Origin of the sequence: Marinobacter litoralis, from assembly GCF_016427555.1 — a bacterium.
Lineage (GTDB): Bacteria > Pseudomonadota > Gammaproteobacteria > Pseudomonadales > Oleiphilaceae > Marinobacter > Marinobacter litoralis_A.
Genome location: NZ_JAELVS010000016.1, coordinates 1 through 337, shown reverse-complemented (window position 1 = coordinate 337; position 337 = coordinate 1). Strand labels below are relative to the sequence as shown.

Sequence of the window (337 nt, the reverse complement as noted above, 5' to 3'; positions counted from 1 at the left end):
CCGGTGCTGGACGCAGTATTCCCGCTCTTCGGGGGAACGCTTTAAATCAAACACCGTATCCGCAATGCCCCGCTCTTCCAGCAGCGTGCGCACGATGGCATCGGTGGTCTGGGCCTGGAATATGCGGCTGTTGTGCATCAAGCCCAAACGCCACAAGGGAGGCTGAATCACCACTTCGTAATGGGTGCGGCGGTGGCCAGTGTTGCCTCGTACGAATTCGTTCACCACGCCGATAAAGCGTCGCATGGGCTGGCCGTCTTGCCACACCACCAGATCAACCGGCTGCTCCAACACATCCACTGCTTGCACGTCCGGGTCGGTGCTGGCCAGTTTCAAG

Annotated in this window: 1 protein-coding gene; it reads right to left on the bottom strand. The window is 59.6% G+C overall.

Translation table 11 applies throughout. The features are described from left to right. Positions 1 to 337: contractile injection system protein, VgrG/Pvc8 family (locus tag JAO79_RS16170; protein ID WP_265091698.1), on the bottom strand; the 337-nt coding region annotated here is incomplete at both ends.